Annotated in this window: 4 protein-coding genes and 1 pseudogene; 1 reads left to right on the top strand and 4 read right to left on the bottom strand. The window is 70.5% G+C overall.

Features of this window, described 5'->3' with window-relative positions; all coding sequences use genetic code 11:
* Nucleotides 1-342 (bottom strand): annotated as a pseudogene (locus G6028_RS11110) (lipase family protein); the annotation flags it as partial.
* Nucleotides 343-740: 398 nt separating this feature from the next.
* Here G6028_RS11110 and G6028_RS11105 point away from each other — a divergent pair.
* Complete coding sequence (locus G6028_RS11105) at nt 741-1,463, top strand: class I SAM-dependent methyltransferase (protein ID WP_182639488.1); 723 nt, start codon at nt 741-743, stop codon at nt 1,461-1,463.
* A 14-nt stretch (nt 1,464-1,477) separates the two neighbouring features.
* On the opposite strand, the gene G6028_RS11100 is transcribed toward G6028_RS11105, so the two are convergent.
* From G6028_RS11100 to G6028_RS11090, 3 genes are all read right to left on the bottom strand, one after another.
* Entirely contained in the window at nt 1,478-2,362 is an 885-nt protein-coding gene (locus tag G6028_RS11100; protein ID WP_182658877.1) for a hypothetical protein, read from the bottom strand.
* A gap of 17 nt (nt 2,363-2,379) precedes the next feature.
* The gene (locus tag G6028_RS11095) at nt 2,380-3,249 is read right to left on the bottom strand and encodes an alpha/beta fold hydrolase (protein ID WP_179523966.1); all 870 of its coding nucleotides are present in this window, start codon (nt 3,247-3,249) and stop codon (nt 2,380-2,382) included.
* Between the two features lie 258 nt (nt 3,250-3,507).
* Nucleotides 3,508-4,121, bottom strand: a 614-nt coding sequence (locus G6028_RS11090) for a prolyl oligopeptidase family serine peptidase (RefSeq protein WP_182658876.1), incomplete at its 5' end; no start/stop codon positions are given.

The following is a 4,121-nucleotide window of genomic DNA, read 5'->3' as shown; positions in this document are numbered from 1 at the left end:
GACGGGCCCGCCCGCCGCGCCGGTCGAGCGGTACATGATCCGCTGGGCGTCGGCGGACAGGGCACCGCCCGCGACGAGGTCCGGGACGCTCGGCGTGATGACCATGGGCTCGCTGCGGATCACCGTGCCGGGAATCGCGGGCAGCTGCGCCGGTGGGGTGTAGAACGCCGTCCGGTCCGGGGCGTTGGACGAACCGTGGTCGGACGAACCCTGCGCGGCGGCCTCCGGGGCCGCGCCGGTCGCGAGAGCCGGAGCCAGGGCCACGACCAGTCCGAGCGCGAGCGCCCCGGCGAGAGGGGAGAGGCCGCGGGTGGCGGCCCGGTCCGGTGACGGTGATCTCACGTGTTCTCCAGTATCGGTGCTGGCGGAACGACTCTGCGCGCATGCCGCGGTGGACAAAACTATAACGTGTGTCCGTTCTACTGGTGGGGCACGTCACTTCCGGGCCGGACGTCAGGGTTCGGTGCACCGGTGTCGAATCGGTGGCCGGTGTCGGAGGGCGCTGTTACCGTGACGCCGTGCAGAACGACGTGCTCATGTGTTGGCGATGCGAACCCCGGTGGATCCGCGCCGCTCACCTCGCCCACCCCGCCTCGGCGTAGGACGCGCGTCACGGACCCACCGGGAACGGGTGGGCCGATCATCAGTCGGGAGCACGGTCCACACCGGACCACGGTTCGGCCCGGAGAGGACCACGGCCGAGACCGGCCCATCCCGACCTGATCGAGGAGAACGTCCAGGTGACCGCAAGTCCCCGAACCATCCACCTACCGCTGTCGGAATCGGACGTCCTGGTGAGCGCGCGCTCGCTGGCGGAGTACACCGACATGTTCAGCCTCGACGACGCGGACCTGGGTGGGCGGATCGTCGACTGCCCGGGCGGGGCGGCCAGCGCGGTGGCGGAGATCTGCGCGGCGGGCGGGGACGCGATCGCGGTGGATCCGCAGTACGCGCTCGGTGGCGGCGACCTGCGGGAACGGGTCCTGGCGGACCTGGATCGATCCCTGGCCCACTTCCACTCCCGGGACCTCGACTACGACTGGGACGTCCGGGGCGGCGTGGTCGGTCACGAATCCGTCCGCCGGACCGCGGCGGAGTCGATGCTCGCCGACCTCGAGGTCGCGCCCGGGAGGTACGTCGCCGGCGCTCTCCCGGATCTACCCCTGGCCTCCGACTCGGCCGACCTCGTCCTGTGCTCCCACCTTCTGTTCACCTACGCGGACCGGATGAGCACGGCCGACCATGTCGACGCGATCGTCGAGATGGCGAGGGTCGCCCCGGAGGTCCGCATCTACCCGCTGGTCGACCATTCGGGCACTCCCCTGCCCGAGCTGGTCCGCAGCGTGATCGCCAGGCTCAAGAAGGAACGGCTGACCAGTCGTATCGAGCCCGTCGTCCGGCCGTTCCAGCTGGCGGCCACCACGCGGTTGGTGGTGGAGCGGACCACCAACCGGCGGCCCTGACGCCGGGTCCGTGCTCAGCCGGGCGTGAGGCGCAGGACCTGCTGCCCGGTGAACGGTGAGGTCTCGACGCTGGTGAGCAGGGGCTGCGGCCCGCCCACCTCGAGGGCCTGGCCGGGCTGGAACACGGTGCCCGAGCCCAGCGAGTACGCGACCAGGTCGCACATCTGCCCGTAGAGGGCGCCCGGGGGCCCGGCGACGTCGAGCCGTTCCATGTCCAGTCGGCCGAAGCGCCCGAGCCCGCTGGTGTAGACGCACGAGGTGGTCTCGGACTGCATGCCCGACCGCACCCCGACGAGGGCGGGCACCGGGAGCGGGTTGCCGGCGACGAGATCGCGGTAGGGGCCGGCCGGCAGGGTGGTGGCCGCGCCGCCCACGCTCACCGCGATCGCGCCGGGCAGGGCGGTCAGGGCGGCGGTCACCGTGGCCACCGCGAGTTCGCACCGGAGCGTCTCGAGCCTGGGGTCCAGGTACTCGGGTTCGCCCGGTTCGCCGTCGTCGCCTGTCGGGCCGAGGCGGAAGGCGGCCACGACGACCTGGGAGCGATGCGTGTCCACCACGCTCTGGCCGCCGTTCCAGATGGCTAGGTTCTCGGTGTAGCGGGACGCCTCGCCGTCGGCCACGGGGAGGTCGAGCGGGGTGGTGACGACCGTGACGTCCTCGACCGACACGCCGGTCGCGGGATCGTCGTCCGTCCCGGGATCGACCTCGTAGGAGCCCTCGAAGATCTCGGCGAGGAGGTCGCCGACCTCGGCGTGGCCTGGTGCGGGACGGTCGAGCAGGACGATCGCGACCGGGGTGCTCTTCCAGGACAGGTCCTCGCCGGTGCGCGGATCCACGGTGGGCTGTTCCGCAGAGGGCTGTTCCGCGGCGGGCTGGTCGGGCTGCGGCGACTCGCTCATGCCCCGAGGCTAGCGGGTCAGTTGAGCAGGAAGTCGATCACCAGGCGCTCGAACTTGTCCTTCTGTTCGATCATCGCCCAGTGCCCGCAGCGCGAGAAGGCGTGGAGCTCGGCGCGGGGGAGCTGCCGGAACGCGAAGTGCGCCTGCTCGTAGGGCAGCATGCGGTCGTCGCGGCCCCAGATGAGCAGCGTCTCCTGGCGGATCTGGGAGGCCCGTGCGTAGAGCGGCGTGTAGGCGTTCTCGGGCTTGAGGATCGATCCGAAGATCGCGTACATCCGCTCGACGGCCCCCGGGGCGGTGGCGGCTTCGGTCCGCGCGCGGATCAGCTCGTCGGAGACGACCTTCTTGTTGCCCACCATCGTGTCGACCCAGGCGGCCATGGACTCGTCGGAGGGCGAGGCCAGGAAGTCGAACAGGCGCCGCGAGCCCTCGCTGGGCTCGGGCGTGAACAGCGGCGCGGCCAGTCCACCGGGGCCCATGAGCGCCATTTTGCGGACGCGGCCGGGGTAGGCCAGGGCGGTCTCGCAGGCGACGTTGCCGCCCATCGAGTTGCCGATGATGTCGACCTTCTCGATGCCCTTGGCCTCACAGAACGCGTCGATCGCCTCGGCGGCGATCAGGGGGTAGGCCTTCTCCCACTCCAGGTCCGAGCTCCTGCCGAAGCCCGGCATGTCCAGCAGGATCGTGTGGAATCGCTCGGCGAAGACGGGGAAGTTGCCGGAGAAGTTGGACCACGCGGTGACGCCCGGGCCGGAACCGTGGAGGAACAGGACCGGGACCGTGCTCTCCGGCTCGGTCACGCTCTGCTCCCCCGCCTCGTGGAAGTGCAGCTCGAAGCGGCCGGCGGTGAGGGTCCTGCTGGTGGACTCGAAGTCGAGAGAGCTCATGGGAGTCACGATACTAGAACACGTTCTAGAGTCGGGCGCCTCGGCCGAAATGCGGGCGGCGTCGAAATTAAGTCAGCCGCGCGGGGAGTCCCTGAACATCCCCGCGCGGCGATGGCGAGGACTCTACTCGGAAATTCTCATGTGACAAGTAGGTAACGATTGTGGATTACGTCACATCGTTGATGTGGCGTCGACCGGCTCCTGCCGCGCCCGATGTGGAACGGCATGGTGACGGCGTGTCCAACTGCGGGATTCTGCTCAGCCCATCACCCGGTTCAGGAACGCGGTGGCGTCCGGCGTCGCCGCATAGACCGTCCCGCTGTGGTCCCTGTCCGGATAGACGTGCAACTCGAGTGGCTGGCGGTTCAGGGTCATCTCCGCCGCGAGGGACAGCGCGGAGGGCGCGGGCACGTCCAGGTCGAGCAGGCCCTGGCCCAGGAAGACCGGGCGGTCGTACCCGGTGGCCGGGGTCCCCATGTACCGCTGGAGATGGCCGAAGACGTCCGGGATGTCCCTGACCGGCCGGGTGAGCGCCTGGGAGATCTGGAAATCGCCCACCGCCGCGCGCATGTCCTCGTAACAGAGCTGTTCGGCGGAGTCGACCATCTCACGGCCCCGCGGGGTGAGGAACTGGTCGAGCTCGAACTCGGGGTGCTGGTCACGCAGGCCGGCGAGGATGTAGAAGGCGTAGAGGTTGAGGCCGGTGGGCAGCGACACCGGGGGGAAGCCCGGCCCGCCCCACTGGAAGAGGTGCTCGAGGTTGGCCGGCGCGCCGGTGGCCACGACGCCCCGGAAGTCCAGCCCCGAGGGCGCCCCCAGCTCGGTGGCCCGGGTGGCGGTGACCAGCGCGGCCCCCGCTCCCTGCGACTGGC

Source organism: Dietzia cercidiphylli, assembly GCF_014145145.1.
GTDB classification, from domain to species: Bacteria; Actinomycetota; Actinomycetes; order Mycobacteriales; family Mycobacteriaceae; genus Dietzia; species Dietzia natronolimnaea.
This window is presented reverse-complemented; position numbering and strand designations above follow the sequence as displayed.

Bases quoted from the DNA above. Each gene is read 5' to 3' on its own strand.
- G6028_RS11095 (WP_179523966.1), bottom strand. From the start codon at position 3,249: ATGAGCTCTCTCGACTTCGAGTCCACCAGCAGGACCCTCACCGCCGGC.
- G6028_RS11100 (WP_182658877.1), bottom strand. From the start codon at position 2,362: ATGAGCGAGTCGCCGCAGCCCGACCAGCCCGCCGCGGAACAGCCCTCT.